This window comes from Vibrio sp. 2017_1457_13, assembly GCF_030851525.1.
In the GTDB taxonomy this organism is placed as follows: Bacteria; Pseudomonadota; Gammaproteobacteria; order Enterobacterales; family Vibrionaceae; genus Vibrio; species Vibrio metschnikovii.
On sequence record NZ_VHTA01000008.1, the window covers coordinates 112,027 to 125,056 of the forward strand.

At 46.1% G+C, this 13,030-nt stretch carries 11 protein-coding genes; 8 read left to right on the plus strand and 3 right to left on the minus strand.

Features of this window, described 5'->3' with window-relative positions:
- Nucleotides 1-314 precede the first annotated feature (314 nt).
- The 5 genes from epmA to cysE all read left to right on the plus strand — a co-directional run bounded on the left by epmA (nt 315) and on the right by cysE (nt 4,606).
- The gene (gene epmA, locus FKN88_RS12670) at nt 315-1,289 is read left to right on the plus strand and encodes an elongation factor P--(R)-beta-lysine ligase (RefSeq protein WP_161426210.1); all 975 of its coding nucleotides are present in this window, start codon (nt 315-317) and stop codon (nt 1,287-1,289) included.
- Between the two features lie 71 nt (nt 1,290-1,360).
- Complete coding sequence (locus FKN88_RS12675) at nt 1,361-1,795, plus strand: rhodanese-like domain-containing protein (RefSeq protein WP_158138969.1); 435 nt, start codon at nt 1,361-1,363, stop codon at nt 1,793-1,795.
- 167 nt (nt 1,796-1,962) lie between these two features.
- Nucleotides 1,963-2,430: a protein-export chaperone SecB gene (gene secB / locus FKN88_RS12680; RefSeq protein WP_004394468.1), complete on the plus strand. Its 468-nt coding sequence runs from the start codon at nt 1,963-1,965 to the stop codon at nt 2,428-2,430.
- Between the two features lie 182 nt (nt 2,431-2,612).
- Nucleotides 2,613-3,647 (plus strand): NAD(P)H-dependent glycerol-3-phosphate dehydrogenase, encoded by a 1,035-nt coding sequence (gene gpsA, locus FKN88_RS12685; RefSeq protein WP_158138968.1) that lies wholly within the window; start codon nt 2,613-2,615, stop codon nt 3,645-3,647.
- Between the two features lie 137 nt (nt 3,648-3,784).
- Nucleotides 3,785-4,606, plus strand: a complete 822-nt coding sequence (gene cysE, locus FKN88_RS12690) for a serine O-acetyltransferase (RefSeq protein ID WP_004394470.1) — start codon at nt 3,785-3,787, stop codon at nt 4,604-4,606.
- Between the two features lie 108 nt (nt 4,607-4,714).
- Here cysE and FKN88_RS12695 read toward each other — a convergent pair whose 3' ends face one another.
- The 3 genes from FKN88_RS12695 to argE form a co-directional block, all read right to left on the minus strand.
- Nucleotides 4,715-5,254, minus strand: coding sequence for a PadR family transcriptional regulator (locus FKN88_RS12695; RefSeq protein WP_158139081.1), 540 nt, complete (start codon nt 5,252-5,254; stop codon nt 4,715-4,717).
- Between the two features lie 354 nt (nt 5,255-5,608).
- Nucleotides 5,609-8,242 carry a phosphoenolpyruvate carboxylase gene (gene ppc, locus FKN88_RS12700; RefSeq protein ID WP_161426185.1) on the minus strand — a complete coding sequence of 878 codons (2,634 nt, stop codon included), beginning with the start codon at nt 8,240-8,242 and terminating at the stop codon, nt 5,609-5,611.
- Between the two features lie 288 nt (nt 8,243-8,530).
- A complete protein-coding gene (argE, locus tag FKN88_RS12705) occupies nt 8,531-9,673 on the minus strand; it encodes an acetylornithine deacetylase (protein WP_004394473.1) in 1,143 nt (380 codons plus the stop codon).
- Between the two features lie 153 nt (nt 9,674-9,826).
- On the opposite strand from argE, the gene argC reads away from it, so the two are divergent.
- The 3 genes from argC (at nt 9,827) to FKN88_RS12720 (ending at nt 12,952) form a co-directional block, all read left to right on the plus strand.
- Nucleotides 9,827-10,828, plus strand: a complete 1,002-nt coding sequence (argC, locus tag FKN88_RS12710; RefSeq protein ID WP_187026390.1) for an N-acetyl-gamma-glutamyl-phosphate reductase — start codon at nt 9,827-9,829, stop codon at nt 10,826-10,828.
- 23 nt (nt 10,829-10,851) lie between these two features.
- Nucleotides 10,852-11,643: an acetylglutamate kinase gene (gene argB, locus FKN88_RS12715; RefSeq protein ID WP_158138965.1), complete on the plus strand. Its 792-nt coding sequence runs from the start codon at nt 10,852-10,854 to the stop codon at nt 11,641-11,643.
- 97 nt (nt 11,644-11,740) lie between these two features.
- Nucleotides 11,741-12,952, plus strand: coding sequence for an argininosuccinate synthase (locus FKN88_RS12720; protein WP_158138964.1), 1,212 nt, complete (start codon nt 11,741-11,743; stop codon nt 12,950-12,952).
- The last annotated feature ends 78 nt before the right edge of the window (nt 12,953-13,030 follow it).

Genomic DNA, 13,030 nt, shown 5'->3' on the forward strand with positions numbered 1-13,030 from the left:
GTTATCCTCCAGTGTAGTGTATTGTGAGGCTTGGTTATCGCCTCTGATTATTATGTGGCGCGTGATGCGGCTAGAAAGATTCTTGATCCGCTCTCGCTACTCAACACTTGAACTCAAGTGCTGGCTCTAGTGTAGAAGAGCAGAGCGAAGAAAAAATTGATTCTGTTGGGTTTTTGCTTCGGTAGTGCAAGTACAAGCATACTTAATGTGCTTTGTGTGATAACGATCACGTACAGAGTGTGTGCTGTGGTTTATTTGGTTTTTTGGTTTCTCAGAGTAAAATGATGCTCTTTGTTCAATAACAGATATTTTTTATGAGTCAGCCACAGTGGATGCCGAGTGCATCAATTGCCCAATTACAGCAGCGTGCCCGTTTATTACAGAATATCCGCCAATTTTTTGCTGAGCGTGAGGTACTAGAGGTAGATACTCCAGCCATGAGTCAGGCGACGGTAACTGACATCCATCTGCAAACCTTTCAAACTCAATTTGTTGGGCCGGATTATGCCGCAGGAAAAACCTTGTATCTGATGACCAGTCCTGAATTTCATATGAAACGCTTACTGGCGGCAGGTAGTGGCTCTATTTATCAAATCAACAAAGCATTTCGTAATGAAGAAAATGGTCGTTATCATAATCCCGAGTTCACCTTACTCGAATGGTATCGAGTCGGTTTTGATCATCATGATTTGATGGATGAGGTGGATGCTTTACTGCAGATGATACTTTCTACCGATACCGCGGAGAGAATCACTTATCAAGATGCTTTTTTGCAGGTATTAAACGTTTGTCCGCTTGAGGCTAGCCTCGTCGAGCTTAAGCAGGTGGCTGCTCAATTAGGTCTCAGTGATATCGCTGAGCCTGAGCAAGATCGTGATACTTTGTTGCAATTGCTGTTCAGCATTGGGGTTGAAGCTCATATCGGGCAACATAAACCTGTGTTTGTGTACGATTTTCCGGCTTCTCAAGCCGCATTAGCCAAGGTAAACCGAAACGATCCACGAGTGGCGGATCGCTTTGAGGTGTACTTTAAAGGCATCGAATTGGCGAATGGTTTCCATGAATTAGACGATGCGGCTGAGCAGCGCAAACGCTTTGAACAAGATAACCAAAAAAGAGTGGCGATGGGGCTTGTTGCGCAGCCGATCGATGAGCATTTATTGGCGGCTTTGGCTGCGGGATTGCCTGCTTGCGCTGGTGTCGCGTTAGGGATTGATCGTTTGATCATGTTGGCACTGGATGAAGATCACATCGATAAGGTCACGGCTTTTCCTTTTCCTCGCGCTTAGCACTCGCGTCAAGCTGGCAAGCCCGTTATACTCCATCACTGTTTTGAATTTCCACTGTAAGAGCACAGGATATGCAAGAGTACATTGACTTTTTTCAACAGAACATGATCCTCTCCCTCGCATGGGTAGGGGTGTTTATCGCGTTGATCTTAAATATTTATAAATCTTCCACCGCCGTCTATAAAGAGATCGGTGCCGCTCAGGTGACCCATTTAATGAACCGTGAAAATGGGATTGTGGTTGATATTCGTACTAAAGATGAATATAAGCAGGGACATATTACTGACGCAGTTCACATTTTACCATCTGAGATCAAAGCGGGTAACTTCCCTGCTATTGAAAAACATAAAGCTGACCCCATCATAGTCGTATGTAAAACAGGCCATAACTCTCGTGAAGCCGCGACACATCTAGCCAAAGCAGGATTTGAAAATGTCAGTCTGCTTAAAAATGGTTTAGTAACGTGGAGTGAAGCGAAGTTACCTTTGGTTCGTGGCAAAAAGTAATCGTTGCTGTGTCGTTTTGAGTAATGTTGCTTGCCACAAGCTGCGCTGAATGATTCGAGTTGTGATCGTTGCCATTGATTGGCAACGCCCTCTGGATGATTTATCGGTACTCGTTTAGTCTCAAGACAGTTGACTGACCACTATTTTTGATATTAAGGATTTTAATCATGGCTGAAGCCGCACAACAAGAAGCACCACAACAAAATTTCGCAATTCAACGTATCTTCCTCAAAGACGTTTCATTTGAAGCACCAAACTCTCCGACGATGTTTCAAAAAGAGTGGAATCCAGATGTTAAATTGGATCTAGACACGCAAAGTCGTGAGTTGGGTGAGGGTGTCTATGAAGTCGTGCTTCGTTTGACAGTAACGGTAAAAAATGCTGAAGAAACGGCCTTCCTGTGTGAAGTTCAGCAAGCGGGTATTTTTACTGCAGAGCAAATGGAAGCGGGCCAACTGGCTCATTGTTTGGGTGCATTCTGCCCAAATATTCTTTTCCCTTATGCGCGTGAAACTATTTCGAGCTTAGTAGTTAAAGGTACTTTCCCGCAGTTAAACCTAGCGCCAGTCAACTTCGACGCTCTATTTATGAACTACCTACAACAGCAAGCTGCCGGTGAAACTGCGCAAGCTTAATTTGATTTAATGGCTGTCTATATTCCTTACTGCTTGACCTCGCTTAGGAATAGGTAGAAAAATGCACAGAGCCGCTCATTGAGCTAAGCGATGTGCATTTTTGTTTTTAGTCTCGATCTAATAAGCGGTTACGAGCCGTTCAGGTTACCCATTCATTCATTCGCTATTCATTAGGTAAAAAAATGACCGATTCGAAAGCACAGCATGTCAGTACCAAACCGATAACCATGACCGTGATTGGTGCTGGTTCTTACGGTACTTCTCTGGCTATTTCGCTAGCACGTAATGGAGCAAATATTGTGCTATGGGGGCATGATCCTCAGCATATGGCTCGTTTACAGTCTGATCGTGCCAACCAAGAGTTTCTTCCCGGGATTGCCTTTCCAGACAGTTTAATTATTGAATCTGATTTGTCGAAAGCGGTGCAGGCCAGCCAAGATTTACTGGTTGTCGTTCCGAGCCATGTCTTCGGGGTAGTATTACGCAGCTTACAACCTCATCTGCGTCAAGACAGTCGTCTTTGCTGGGCAACCAAAGGTCTTGAACCTGAAACGGGACGTTTATTGCAAGACGTCGCCCTCGACATTCTCGGCAGTCGTGTGCCATTAGCGGTACTGTCTGGCCCTACCTTTGCAAAAGAGCTTGCTATGGGTATGCCAACGGCAATAGCGGTGGCTTCGCCTGATGCTCAGTTTGTTGCCGACTTGCAGGAAAAAATCCATTGCAACAAAACCTTTCGAGTGTATGCCAACCATGATTTTATCGGCATGCAACTGGGCGGTGCAGTGAAAAACGTGATTGCGATTGGTGCAGGCATGTCCGATGGGATTGGTTTTGGTGCTAATGCACGTACGGCGTTAATTACTCGAGGTTTAGCGGAGATGTCTCGTCTTGGCGCTGCCTTAGGAGCACAGCCAGAAACCTTTATGGGCATGGCAGGATTAGGCGACTTAGTATTAACGTGCACCGATAACCAGTCTCGTAATCGTCGTTTTGGTTTAGCGTTGGGTCAAGGTAAAGCGGTGGATGCTGCTCAGCAAGAGATTGGACAAGTGGTTGAAGGTTATCGTAACACCAAGGAAGTGTCGTTATTAGCTGCGCGTATGGGGGTTGAAATGCCGATTGTTGAGCAAATTTATCAGGTCTTATATCAAGGTAAAGATGCCCGTTTGGCTGCGCAAGACTTGCTCGCACGAGATAAAAAAGCTGAGCAATGATCGAGACTGCTGATGTGATCAGTAATCGATAACGGTTGAATTTTCAATACCTGATAGATACTGTGGAAGGATAGTGCTATCGCGACCCGTCTGGAGGATGAGCGTGATGAGGCTAACTCAGTGAAAGGCAAAATAAAATGAAGCAGTGCGCACAGAAAAAAGTTTGGCAAACCATCATCCAAGAAGCACGTGAACAATCCGAGCAAGAGCCGATGTTGGCGAGTTTCTATCACGCGACGATCATTAAGCATGACAGTTTATCGGCAGCATTAAGCTATATTTTAGCCAATAAACTCAATACGGCTTCTATGCCGGCCATGGCGGTGCGTGAAGTGGTAGAGGAAGCTTTGGCCGCTGATCCGACGATCAGTGAGTTTGCTGCCTGCGATATTTGTGCGACCGTGAATCGCGATCCTGCCGTATCGATGTACTCGATGCCGCTATTGTATCTCAAAGGTTATCATGCGCTACAGGGGTATCGCGTCGCCAACTGGCTTTGGAAGCAAGGGCGCATTGCACTGGCGACTTATCTACAAAATCAAATTTCAGTGGCTTGTCAGGTGGATATTCATCCTGCTGCAACCATTGGCTGTGGCATCATGCTTGACCATGCAACTGGGATTGTGATTGGTGAAACCGCCGTGGTTGAAAATGACGTCTCCATTTTACAAGATGTGACGCTAGGTGGTACTGGTAAAGAGTGTGGTGATCGTCATCCAAAAATTCGCGAAGGAGTGATGATTGGTGCGGGGGCCAAGATCCTGGGCAATATTGAAGTCGGTGAAGGCGCGAAAATTGGCTCGTGTTCAGTGGTATTGCAGCCGGTACCTCCTCATACCACCGTTGCTGGAGTGCCAGCGCGTATTGTTGGTCGTCCGAAAACAGATAAGCCCTCATTAGATATGGACCAGCAATTTAATGGTCGCTCACAAACCTTTATTGGTGGTGATGGTATTTGATCGGCTATCTACCTTAGCTACCCTGACCACTTCGAGTGGCGGTTAGGAAGGGAAGTAAACCAACAAAAAAAGAGGATGCTCAGCATCCTCTTTTTCATGTTGGGTCAATCAAGCCATCGCATTGAGTTCAGCGAGCGTCTCTTCTGCCCATTCGATCCATGCTTGACGGGTAAGTAAATTACGGCGTAAGGTCAGGCGTTCTAAACGCTGCTGTTTATCCATCATCGCAGGATTGGCATAGTATGCAGACTCGATGTCTTGATAGTGGGTAACAAGCTTACGAGATTCCTCAATTAATCCAATTAACTGGAGACGATAAGGTTCAGCAGATTGTACTGAGCACGCCATGAGCTTCGCACTGAACTCGTCTCTAACGGTTGGATGTGCCGTTGGTTGGTCAAACCATTCGCCTAAAGCTCGGCGGCCGGCTTCTGTTATTGAGTAAACTTTACGATCAGGCTTGCCATCTTGAGGCTCTAGTACACAAGTCACTAACCCTTGCTGCCCCATTTTGTTCAGTTCACGGTAAACTTGTTGATGACTTGCCTTCCAAAAATAGCCAATACTGGCTGAAAATTCCTTAGTGATATCGTATCCAGTAGCGTCACGAGTACTAAGAACGGTGAGAATAACGTGTGGTAATGACATGTCTTTAATCCAAATGGTGAGTAACTTCGTAATCGACTGAACCATCTTATGTACTTCTATCGGTACATTGGGATATGAGGTATCAGTCATGCAGCATCGAGTGCTGTCTCTGTCACCTTAAAAAGCCTTGTATCACCTAGGATTATGATGTTGTATTGATTGGACTGTGATTTGAAATAGTTATTAGGGCATCACAGGATTTAGCATTATATCTAAATAATAAGCATAAAGTAGAATAAAAACAGTTTTTCGAATAAAAAAGTTGATAATTTTCTCAATAATCGCGGAAAGGCATAGAAAAGGCCATCTTTAGATGGCCTTTTGGTCTCTGTCTAGAGTTTTATTCTGGTTTTACTAACCTGTATTGCGCATTCCGGCTGCAATGCCAGCAATAGTGACCATTAACGCTTCCTCTAACTCGGGATCCGCCTCGGTGGATTGACGAGTCCGATACAACAACTCAGCCTGCAGCATGTTCAATGGCTCAACATAGATATTACGCAGACGAATCGACTCATGACCCCACGGATCGCTTTGCATCAGGTTCTCATTATTTTCAACATTGAGTACCGCTTTGATGTCTTTTTGGAGCTGGTCTCGTAAGCGATCGCCTAATGGACGTAATGCTGGCTCGACCAAACGTTGGTCATAGTAACGAGAGACATCAAGGTTACATTTTGTGTATACCATTTCTAACATGCCTAAGCGAGTGGAGAAGAATGGCCACTCACGACACATCTCCTCAAGCAGAGCTTGATGGCCTTTATCAACCGAGTATTGAATCGCTTCCCCAGCACCGAGCCACGCTGGGAGTACCAAACGGTTTTGACTCCATGAGAAGATCCAAGGGATCGCTCGTAGGCTCTCCACACCACCTTGCGGATTACGTTTGGCTGGGCGTGAGCCAAGCGGCAGTTTACCTAACTCAAGTTCAGGGGTTGCTTGACGGAAGTAAGGGACAAAATCCGGTTCGCCACGAACAATCGCTCGATACGCTTCACAAGAGACTTGTGAGAGGACTTCCATTAAGTCGCGCCACTCTTGCTTTGGTTCTGGTGGTGGTAATAGATTCGCTTCTAAAATAGCGCTGGCGTAAAGATGTAAGCTGTTGATCGCAACTTCGGGTAAACCAAGTTTAAAACGAATCATTTCCCCTTGTTCGGTGACGCGCAATCCGGCTTTTAAACTCTTCGGTGGTTGTGATAACAGCGCAGCATGAGCCGGCGCACCACCACGACCAATCGAGCCACCACGACCGTGGAATAACGTCAGATCAATGCTCTCTTCTTCACACACCTTGACCAAGTCTTCCATGGCCCGATATTGAGCCCATCCGGCGGCCATCACCCCTGCATCTTTTGCGGAATCAGAATAGCCAATCATCACCATTTGTTGGTTTTGAATGAAGCCACGATAGAGATCGATAGCGAGTAGCTGTTTAATCACGCTTTCGGCATTATTGAGATCGTCGAGCGTTTCAAACAACGGGCAGACACTCATGCGGTAAGGGCAGCCAGACTCTTTTAATAATAGATGGACAGCCAAGACATCAGAGGCGGTATGAGCCATAGAAATTACATAAGCACCAAAGGCATCTTGCGGTTGGGCGGCAATGATTTTGCACGTTTCTAAGACCTCTTTGACCGATTCAGACGGCTGCCAATCTAGCGGAAGTAGCGGACGTTTAGAGCTCAGCTCATTGGTTAAAAAAGCCAGTTTGTCTTGTTCGCTCCATTGATTGTAATCGCCAATCCCTAGATAGCGTGTCAGTTCGGATAATGCCTCAGCGTGGCGGCTACTTTCTTGACGAATATCGAGACGAACCAAATGGACGCCAAAGGCTTTGACTCGACGCAGAGCATCAAGCAGTGATCCATCGGCAATCACCCCCATGCCACATTCATGCAGTGATTGATAGCACGCGTATAAGGGGTCCCATAACTGACTTTCGGTCCGTAAAGGCGCTTTAACCGCCAATTTTTGGCCATGTAACTTACTGTCGAGAATATCCAGTGTGTCTTGCAATAAGTGACGTACACCTTTGAGGACCGCGCGATAAGGTTCGTGCTCTTCTTCACCCGCTAAAGCGCGGAGTGCATCGGTACACTTGGTCATTGATAATTCGCTGATCAATTCATTAATGTCAGCTAAGTATAAATCGGCGGCTTTCCAGCGTGAGAGGAGTAAAACTTCACGTGTGACACTATGGGTCACAAAGGGGTTGCCGTCGCGATCTCCACCCATCCAAGACGAAAAATGCACGGGACGTGCGTCAATCGGTAACCCTTCACCAAGGTTAGCTTTAATATTGTCGTTTAGCTCACGTAAAAATTCTGGAACGGCTTGCCAGAGAGAGTTTTCGACCACCGCAAAGCCCCATTTCGCTTCATCGAGTGGTGTTGGACGTTGTTTACGAATGACGTCAGAGTGCCAGCCTTGAGCAATTAATTGCTCTAAACGACGTTCAGTTTTTTGACGTTCTTTAGAAGACAGATCGCTCAGCTCAAGATTCGATAAACATTGGTTAATTTTGACCAAATTATTGATCATGGTACGACGAGTAATCTCCGTCGGATGGGCGGTGAGAACTAATTCAATGTTTAAATCACGAACGGCTTGGATTGCATCGAATTGGCTGATTTTTTTATCGGCCAATTTGGCGAATAAGCTTTGCAGCTCGTTGGCTTCACCAAGATGGTCTTCGCTATGCCGAGAAATGGTATGATATTGGTCCGCGATATTGGTTAAGTTGAGAAATTGGTTAAAGGCGCGCGCGACCGGAGTCAGTTGATCATTATTGAGGTGTTTGATTTCTTCGATGAGTTTTTCTCGATCGGCTTGGTTGCCGGCTCGAGCTGATTTAGAAAGTTGTCGGATGGTTTCGACTTTTGCCAAAATAACGTCGCCGTCAGCGGCTTGGATGGTTTGCCCTAATAATCGACCCAGCATGCTCACGTTACTTTTTAGAGCGGCGTATTTTTCATTCATTATCATCCTGCCTTGTAAAAAAATTACATCCAATGTCATCTATTTAATTACACAATCTAGCGAAGTTTGTCTAGTAGAGTCAAACAAAGCATACAAAGATTTCATTTATGTCAGGCTGCATTTTGTTAGAAAAATGGTGGCAAAATAACTTATTTTGTTGAAATTTTCTTACAATTGATTGAAACCATTAGCATGCTTATGCTGGCATCATCGATATAAAACCTTGATGAGATGTTGCGCCGCTCTCGCTATCAACACCATCCAACGAGCGGCGCGGGGGAAATGGGATTACTCAGTAAAGCAGTATTTATTGATGGCTTGAGAAAGAATATTTACGGTCGGTTCGATAAAATCGAAGGATAAATATTCATCGGGTTGATGCGCTTGATCGATAGAGCCGGGACCGAGAACTAAGGTTGGACACAACTGCTGTAGAAACGGAGCTTCAGTGCAATAGTTGACCGTTTGCGAGGGTTGTCCACACAGTTCACTCACGCCAAGGATAAACGGGTGATCGTGCTGACACTCGTAACCAGGGATAGGTTCATGCAATGCTTCAATCGCAATTCGACCTGGCCATTTGTCTTGAACGTCTTTGAGTGCGCCGCGCAGTAGGTTATCGAGTCCATCTAAGCTAATTCCCGGTAAAGGCCGGACATCATAATGCAGCTCACAACAGCCACAGATACGGTTCGGACTATCGCCGCCATGAATATGGCCGAGATTGAGGGTCGGACTCGGAATCTCGAAGCCTGGGTGATGATACTCTTTAATCAGTCGGTCACGCAGTTGCATCAGGGCAAACATGACTTCGTACATAATCTCAATCGCATTAACACCCAGCGCAGGATTGGATGAATGACCAGACTGCCCTGTAACGCGAATCGCATTGGCGACGTGGCCTTTATGTCCACGAACTGGCACTAAGCTGGTCGGTTCACCAATAATGCAGTAATCGGGTTGAAAAGGTGCGTTAGCCGTAAAATGTCTGGCACCCAGCATGGTCGTCTCTTCATCACAGGTCGCTAAGACATACAGGGGTTTATTTTGCTTACTCCAATCGATATTTTTTACTGCTTGATAAATGAAAGCAAAAAATCCCTTCATATCGGCGGTGCCTAAGCCGTAGAAACGATCGTTCGCTTGAGTTAAAGCATGAGGTTCAAAATTCCAGCGACCTTGATCAAAAGGCACCGTATCACTATGCCCAGCCAAGAGTAGTCCGCCTTCTCCCGCGCCTTTTTTGGCGATTAAATTATGTTTTCCTGGCGCAACCACTTCGACTTGAGTGGTAAAGCCGAGTGCTTCAAACCATTCGGCTAATTTTGCAATCACCTCACTGTTGCCGTGATCCCATGTCGGGTCAGTGGAGCTGATGGAAGGCGTGGAAATCAGGCCCGAATAGACCTCCAAGAAACTAGGTAATTGCATATTATCTTTGCTCCTACTATTGACAGAGTATCGCTGAAAATGTAAAACACATATTAAATCACTTTTTATGAATAAAAAACCAATTAAGACTCGTTTTTATAAATTAAAAATCAGTTTTAACTTGGCTTTCACTCCGCTTTGGGATGGGTATTAATGTTAAAAACCGCAATTATTGGTGCAAGTGGCTATACCGGTGCTGAATTAGCGCTGATGGTGGAAAAACACCCTCAACTCAAACTAGCAGGTTTATATGTTTCCGCCAACAGTCTCGATGCAGGAAAATCAATGGCTGAGCTGCATGGTAAATTAGCTGGGCTGATTGACATGGAGATTGAGCCTTTAGTTGACCCACTTGTTGTTGCGAGTCAGTGCGATGTGGTGTTTTTAGCGACGGCTCATGAAGTGAGTCACGACCTGGCACCGATTTTTCTCGCCCAAGATTGTCAGGTTTTTGATTTATCTGGTGCCTTTCGTGTGAAAAGTGAGGATTTTTATCCTAATTATTATGGTTTTGAGCACCAGCACCGTGAGTGGTTAGATAAGGCGGTGTATGGCTTAGCAGAATGGAACCGTGAAGCCATTCAGCATAGTTCACTGATTGCCGTGGCAGGATGCTATCCGACGGCGGCGCAACTGGCTATTAAACCGTTGATTAACGCAAATTTGTTGGATACTGAGCAATGGCCAGTGATTAACGCGACCAGCGGCGTGACGGGGGCAGGTCGAAAAGCGACCCTAACCAACAGTTTTTGTGAAGTTAGCCTGCAGCCTTATGGCGTATTTACTCACCGTCATCAACCAGAAATTGCCACCCATTTAGGCTGTGAGGTGATTTTCACCCCGCATCTGGGCAATTTTAAACGGGGTATTTTAGCCACAATAACCATGAAGTTGGCAGCCGGTGTTACGGCGCAGCAAGTCGATGAGGCGTTTACTCAGGCTTATGCTGATCAGCCTGCGGTGAGGCTAAAATCCAGTTTGCCATCGATTAAAGATGTGGAATTTACGCCGTTTTGTGATTTGGGATGGCGAGTTCAAGGTGAGCATATCATCGTCGTTTCAGCGATCGATAACTTACTAAAAGGGGCGTCGAGTCAAGCGATGCAATGTTTAAATATTCATTACGGTTTTTCTGAGCTAACGGCTTTGGTGTAAAGCACCAAGCGTAAGGGTGAAATATGACAGATACACAGCATAATCCATTGGTGATTAAATTAGGCGGCGCAGCGCTGTCTTGTTCTGACACGCTAAGCAAATTGTTTGGCGCTATCGCACTGTATCAAGCTCAAGCTCAGCGACGAATTGTCATTGTTCATGGTGGCGGCTATTTGGTCGATGAGTTGATGGCAAAATTACACCTGCCGACGGTAAAGAAAGAAGGGCTACGCGTTACCCCTTATGAACAAATTCCTTTTATTGCCGGAGCGTTAGCGGGAACGGCCAATAAAATGCTCCAAGGACAAGCCATAAAAGACGGTTTGAATGCCATCGGTTTATGTTTAGCGGATGGCGGCTTATGTCAAGTCGAGGAACTCGATCCTGAACTGGGAGCGGTGGGTAAAGCTCTGCCGGGCGATTCACAACTGTTACAAGCCATTCTTAATGCTGGCGGGCTACCGATCATCAGTTCGATTGGGCTTACTGCAAACGGACAAATGATGAATGTCAATGCCGATCAGGCGGCGGTCGCCGTGGCCGGTGCACTCGATGCCGAGTTAGTTCTGCTCTCTGATGTGAGTGGGGTATTGGATGGCAAAGGGCACTTATTGCCGAGCTTGAACGCTCAGCAAGCCACCAGTTTGATTGCTGGTAAAGTGATCACCGATGGGATGATCGTCAAAGTCAAAGCCGCGCTAGAGGCCGCCAATGATTTGGGGCGTCCGATTCAAGTCGCCACATGGCGCTATCCGGAAAAGCTGCACAAACTATTTGCTGGTGAAAGTATTGGAACCCAATTTTTACCGCAATAAATCACAATAGGCAATGAGTGGCGCATGACCACTAAACACAATCAATAGACCTTAGTGCAGACCGCTAAGCGGGCACTGGGTAATGGAGAAAGCATCGATGAGTAAAGTTCAAGTTAATAAAGTAGTAGTTGCCTATTCTGGTGGTCTAGATACTTCAGTGATTATTCCGTGGCTAAAAGAAAACTATGCCTGTGAAGTGGTTGCCTTTGTTGCAGATGTCGGCCAAGGAGAAGAAGAGTTACAAGGCATTGAAGCAAAAGCGAAAGCCTCAGGCGCTTCAGAGTGTTATGTGGTCGATTTAAAAGAACAAATGGTTGCTGAATACATCTACCCAACCTTAAAAACTGGCGCGTATTACGAAGGGAAATATCTGCTGGGCACCTCAATGGCTCGCCCAATCATCGCTAAAGCACAAGTAGAGATCGCTCGTAAAGTAGGCGCTGATGCGCTGTGTCATGGTTGTACTGGTAAAGGCAACGATCAAGTACGTTTTGAAGGTGCATTTGCTGCCCTTGCACCAGATTTGCATGTTATTGCCCCATGGCGAGAGTGGGATATTGTCAGCCGTGAAGAGTGCCTCGACTATCTGGCTGAGCGTAATATCCCTTGTGCAGCATCGTTAACTAAAATTTACTCACGTGATGCTAATGCGTGGCACATTTCCACTGAAGGTGGTGTACTGGAGAGCACTTGGAATGCACCCAATGAGGACTGCTGGGTATGGACCGTTGATCCTGAACAAGCACCGAATGACGCTGAGTATGTCACTTTACAAGTAGAAAAGGGTCAGGTAGTTGGTGTCGACGGTGAGCTGATGACACCTTATAACGCCTTAGTTTATTTGAACGAAAAAGGGGCTAAACATGGTGTTGGTCGGATCGACATTGTTGAAAACCGTTTGGTGGGGATGAAATCTCGCGGCTGTTATGAAACTCCGGGAGGCACGATCATGATGGAAGCACTACGTGCAGTAGAGCAACTGGTGTTAGACAAGGCATCGTTTGAGTTTCGTGAAGAGCTCGGCATTAAAGCCTCACATCTGGTGTATGATGGCCGTTGGTTCACCCCACTACGTGAAGCAGTATTTGCCGCTGCCGATCAGCTCGCTCAGCAGGTTAATGGTGAAGTGGTGATCAAGCTTTACAAAGGGCAAGCGATCGCTACTCAGAAGCGTTCTGCGAACAGTTTGTATTCAGAAGCGTTTGCTACCTTTGGGGCTGATGAAGTGTACGATCAAAGTCATGCTGGTGGATTCATTCGTTTGTATTCTTTGGCGAGTCGGATTCGTGCCTTGAACGAAAATAAATAAGCCTCACTGGATTGAATGAGGCCATCGTTAGAGATTAGCTCATAAGGATCGCTCGGCGATCCTTGTTTTTAACCCGAG

Excerpts from the sequence above, each read along its gene's own strand:
- epmA (WP_161426210.1), top strand. The coding sequence starts at position 315 with ATGAGTCAGCCACAGTGGATGCCGAGTGCATCAATTGCCCAATTACAG.
- argB (WP_158138965.1), top strand. The coding sequence starts at position 10,852 with ATGACAGATACACAGCATAATCCATTGGTGATTAAATTAGGCGGCGCA.
- FKN88_RS12675 (WP_158138969.1), top strand. The coding sequence starts at position 1,361 with ATGCAAGAGTACATTGACTTTTTTCAACAGAACATGATCCTCTCCCTC.
- FKN88_RS12720 (WP_158138964.1), top strand. The coding sequence starts at position 11,741 with ATGAGTAAAGTTCAAGTTAATAAAGTAGTAGTTGCCTATTCTGGTGGT.
- argC (WP_187026390.1), top strand. The coding sequence starts at position 9,827 with ATGTTAAAAACCGCAATTATTGGTGCAAGTGGCTATACCGGTGCTGAA.
- FKN88_RS12695 (WP_158139081.1), bottom strand. The coding sequence starts at position 5,254 with ATGTCATTACCACACGTTATTCTCACCGTTCTTAGTACTCGTGACGCT.
- ppc (WP_161426185.1), bottom strand. The coding sequence starts at position 8,242 with ATGAATGAAAAATACGCCGCTCTAAAAAGTAACGTGAGCATGCTGGGT.
- gpsA (WP_158138968.1), top strand. The coding sequence starts at position 2,613 with ATGACCGATTCGAAAGCACAGCATGTCAGTACCAAACCGATAACCATG.
- secB (WP_004394468.1), top strand. The coding sequence starts at position 1,963 with ATGGCTGAAGCCGCACAACAAGAAGCACCACAACAAAATTTCGCAATT.
- argE (WP_004394473.1), bottom strand. The coding sequence starts at position 9,673 with ATGCAATTACCTAGTTTCTTGGAGGTCTATTCGGGCCTGATTTCCACG.
- cysE (WP_004394470.1), top strand. The coding sequence starts at position 3,785 with ATGAAGCAGTGCGCACAGAAAAAAGTTTGGCAAACCATCATCCAAGAA.